Source organism: Alicyclobacillus sendaiensis NBRC 100866 (assembly GCF_001552675.1).
Lineage (GTDB): Bacteria > Bacillota > Bacilli > Alicyclobacillales > Alicyclobacillaceae > Alicyclobacillus > Alicyclobacillus sendaiensis.
Map to the genome: position 1 here is coordinate 1 of NZ_BCRQ01000107.1, position 3661 is coordinate 3661.

6 protein-coding genes are annotated in these 3661 nt (G+C 48.4%); 2 read left to right on the forward strand and 4 right to left on the reverse strand.

The window, feature by feature from the left end; all coding sequences use genetic code 11:
* Window positions 1-240: 240 nt before the first annotated feature.
* Window positions 241-693: a type II toxin-antitoxin system PemK/MazF family toxin gene (locus tag AS26_RS14980; protein ID WP_083516125.1), complete on the reverse strand. Its 453-nt coding sequence runs from the start codon at window positions 691-693 to the stop codon at window positions 241-243.
* Window positions 641-1276 (reverse strand): Panacea domain-containing protein, encoded by a 636-nt coding sequence (locus AS26_RS13305; RefSeq protein WP_062310539.1) that lies wholly within the window; start codon window positions 1274-1276, stop codon window positions 641-643. Before AS26_RS13305 ends, AS26_RS14980 begins: the two co-directional genes overlap by 53 nt.
* 892 nt (window positions 1277-2168) lie before the next feature.
* Here AS26_RS13305 and AS26_RS13310 point away from each other — a divergent pair.
* Window positions 2169-2348, forward strand: coding sequence for a hypothetical protein (locus AS26_RS13310; RefSeq protein WP_062310542.1), 180 nt, complete (start codon window positions 2169-2171; stop codon window positions 2346-2348).
* 5 nt (window positions 2349-2353) lie between these two features.
* A complete protein-coding gene (locus tag AS26_RS13315; RefSeq protein ID WP_062310545.1) occupies window positions 2354-2605 on the forward strand; it encodes a helix-turn-helix domain-containing protein in 252 nt (83 codons plus the stop codon).
* A 93-nt stretch (window positions 2606-2698) separates the two neighbouring features.
* Here the strand turns inward: AS26_RS13315 and AS26_RS14985 are convergent, their stop codons facing one another.
* Together AS26_RS14985 and AS26_RS13320 are read right to left on the reverse strand one after the other, a co-directional pair.
* The gene (locus tag AS26_RS14985; protein WP_083516126.1) at window positions 2699-2950 is read right to left on the reverse strand and encodes a YgiT-type zinc finger protein; all 252 of its coding nucleotides are present in this window, start codon (window positions 2948-2950) and stop codon (window positions 2699-2701) included.
* Between the two features lie 37 nt (window positions 2951-2987).
* A complete protein-coding gene (locus AS26_RS13320) occupies window positions 2988-3596 on the reverse strand; it encodes a hypothetical protein (RefSeq protein ID WP_062310548.1) in 609 nt (202 codons plus the stop codon).
* Window positions 3597-3661: the final 65 nt, after the last annotated feature.

A 3661-nucleotide genomic window follows, 5' to 3' on the forward strand; every position in this document is an offset into this window, starting at 1 on the left:
GCATGGTGGAGGCGAAGCGCAACCCGACATAACCCTAATTGACGAGACCCATCAATTCTTTGTACGGAAGCCTCGGCGTAGACGGTTGGCCTTATAAAATCCTCTCCATCCGCTTGCGGTTCAAAAACATTTCCGCCGCGCTGCGGGTCGATTCACGGAAGTGTTGGTCGACATACTCCTCGAGCACCCGCACGCACAACTGGATAGGCGTTGAAACTTGGAGTTGTTTGGTAGTACGGCTCATTGAAGCTCATCGATCCCCAATCCAAAGAACTCCTCAATCGCCAACAATATATCTTCACACGCATCATCATTGATTTGTCCGATGCACCGTATCAAGTCAATTTTTAATATCGGCTGTAATAGCCGTATACGTGCAACTGAGGCTACCCGTAAACCGTTTCCATCTGGAGTAATCAGGACATCGCCGTACCGGATACAGTCTGTTCGGTGGGATAACGGCACTACTGAGATTACAGGAGTCAATGGATCTACATTTGTACGGTTATTCGAGACTACCAAGACTATACGAGCCTCATGTATGTTTCTGGATTTATCCCGGTCAGCATCCGGAATAGAGACAAGTTCGTCTGAGACAGTCCATAAAGAGCCAAATGCGAATTCTCGATTATCATACAAGTTATTTCGAATGAGGGGAGCTATTGACACCATTAGCCCTCCTTCGAAATACATCCATCGCTCGATATTCGTTGATTAATACCTGTAGATACTCTTCATCAGTACCTCGGGGCGCTACGTCACGAAGTCGTCGACGTGCAGCTTCACGACCGGCAACCGTTCGTTTGAACGTACCGTTTACGCGGTCCATGTTAAGCTCAGCCCCTTTAAAATCCATTCCGAATACCTCTTCAGCTTCTAACAACTCCAACATAGGGGGCGTGGAATACACTTTGTCGATCATTGCCTGATAACGATGTCCATGCATGGATGCCAAGACATAATCAGCTATTTCCATTTCTTCATCTGTTAAACCGTCTGGATCAACGTCTGTAGTGTAAATGTATGTTGTATTGCCGTATGCGTTCTTATGGATATCACATTCGACGCTCTTGAATGACACCAGCATATCTAATTCGTCCATGATCTCTTTCGCAAATGGGCCATGATGCCAACGGATAAACTTAACTTCTATACCCGGTATACCCAGATGCATGCGATGGTACCATTCATACATGTATAGATATTTAACAATTTCTGTGCGATTAAGGACCTTCTTCGACAAGAAATATAGAAGCACTTTTCTAAGTCTGGACACCAATGACCCTCCCCACCGCACAGATTTTGCTGAGAGCACTCAATCTTCTCGCTTAATCATCGAAAGTCATCTTTTCGCTTCTCATAGTAGGATAGAGGTGACAACGCGTCAATGTTTTAGAGCTAGCCAAAAGGAGCGGCATTTCAGACGCCACGATCAACAACCTCGCCACCGGCCGCGCCACAAAGCCTACACGTCTCACCGCGCGCAAGCTGATGACGGTCATTCGGGAGATCGATCCGGAGGCGAGGTTTGAGGATTTGTGGGGCTAGATGGGTCTTGAACCTCTGTAGCGGTCTAGCGCTCGTTGAGCTATATGACGCCATTCTGGATCGTGCGCCTCAAGTGAGCGCGCGTCTTTCCCAAGAAGTGTCGAATGCTGCTTAGGTATGTTGTCTAAAATCATCTGCTCAGCGACCCATGGACAAGCATCCTCTATGGGAAACCGATTCTGTTCCCATAACGCTTCTACTACCTGTTCAACTGGCAAAGGCAAAATGACACAATCTTCTTTACCGTCGTTATCAAAAACGTAAGTGTGTCCTCCGTTGGCAAGTCCAATTCGGGCTAACTTAAGCACCGTATACCCCCCCCTGTTGTGCTGTTCAAAATAATCATACCGCAATTGTCACTCGCTATCTATTGCAACGTTACAATAAATGTGGTATCCTATTCTTCAGAAGGGAGGTTGAACCGTTGGATGAGCTCATCAAAGTGCTCACCGCAATCGCATTGCTCGTCCAAATCGCGAACGGTTTGCTCGACATAAAGAGCAAATTAAGAAGCCCACCCCGAACGCGGCGCGGACGACGGCGCAAGCATCGGAAGTAGGCTCGAGCAAGGGGAGTCGCCCCTCCCCTTGCCTCCATTATAACACGAAGGAGGCACGGCTATGCTGAGAAGCGTTTTAAGCCCGTTTGCGAAGTACGGTTGGATCTTCACATTCCTCGTGGCGCTGAGCCTTGTCTTTCACGTTCACATCGCGCGTTGGGCCGATATAGCCGCAGCCGTTGTATTGGTGTTGTGCATCGCTGCTTCCGTCATGAGCATTCGTGACCGGCTCAAGGGGTGACAGATGTGTACCTCCAGTTCGAGACCAAGGCTGACTTCGTGCGATGGGCCCAGGAGAACATCCTGACCCCCCAGGAAGTTGCGCGGATGCTGGACTGTTCACTGCAGGCCCTGGGACAATCCGTGCGGAACGGGAAGCTCAAGACGTTGAAAAAGCAGGAACGGGTCACGCTGTTTTTGCGGGAGGATGTCGAAGCGCGAGGTGCGGAGTTGAAAGACCTGAGGGCGAAGTATCGGCCATACGAGATCGCGGATTAGGGGCTACTTTCGGAAGAAGCAAAGGCCTCCGGGCGCCTAGGAAACGTCGGAGGCCTCGCACATGATCATCGACATGCGATCAATAGCAATTTGTTATTTATTACAATAATCGTCGAAGTCAACCTCACTTAGATTTCGACGATATGCATCAACTGCAATTGAAGAAATACGGGACGACAAATCGAACTCGATTTCCCCACATTGAGGGCATTGGTAATATGGGGCGTTAAGGATTCGAATCGGTTGACCTTTGATGACGCGAGTAACGGTTCCCTTCGTGCAGTCCATGATTTTGCCGCACATACATATCATTGAACCGCCGTTAATGTGACACGCCATTGTCATTTTGGTCACCTCCTCGAATTGAGCGCCCCTTTTAGTTTTACGCGCCGGAATCGGATTTAGTCTTTAAAAGTGTGATAATGCGAATTTGCGTATCCTCGATCAATGCAAGCGCTAAAGTTCCTTCGGTACCGTCAGTTCTTTGCCCTCTTACTTCCAGCGCCAGCGGGGAATTAAATCTTTTAATCTCTGAATCAACAGTCCTTTTATCAACGGTCAATCGAGCGCTATCAACTTTGTGGATCGTGCAGACGCAATGCTCAATGTCCTCTTCGGAAAGCCACCCACGAAAATCCGGATGGCCGGGGCCGTTCAACATATCTTGCTCTAATCGTTCCGCCGCATGTTCGGTAATCCTAATTTTTAGTGCATCTTTAAATTTGATTACATGCAAAATCAGATCAAGAATGACGTTTAATTTTTCTTCCGACAGGGGCACTGGAACCCCCATTGGAATACCATTGCCGCTTTTATCGTTTAGAATAATCTCGTCCTTCAACGAACTGATGAGGTCACGTAATGCTTCCAGCTCGTCGGGTGAAAGAGTCATTGCTGTCTCTTGACGCTCGTCCCAAGTGTAAACGGTGCCGTCAGCAGACGTGAATTCATGAGTTCGATACGGTGGTACGTTTTTGACTGCGCCCGCCACTCGACGACCCCCTTAGTTGCGCTGTCGTCACTAAGCATACCATATTCGTAAATAGAATTATAGGC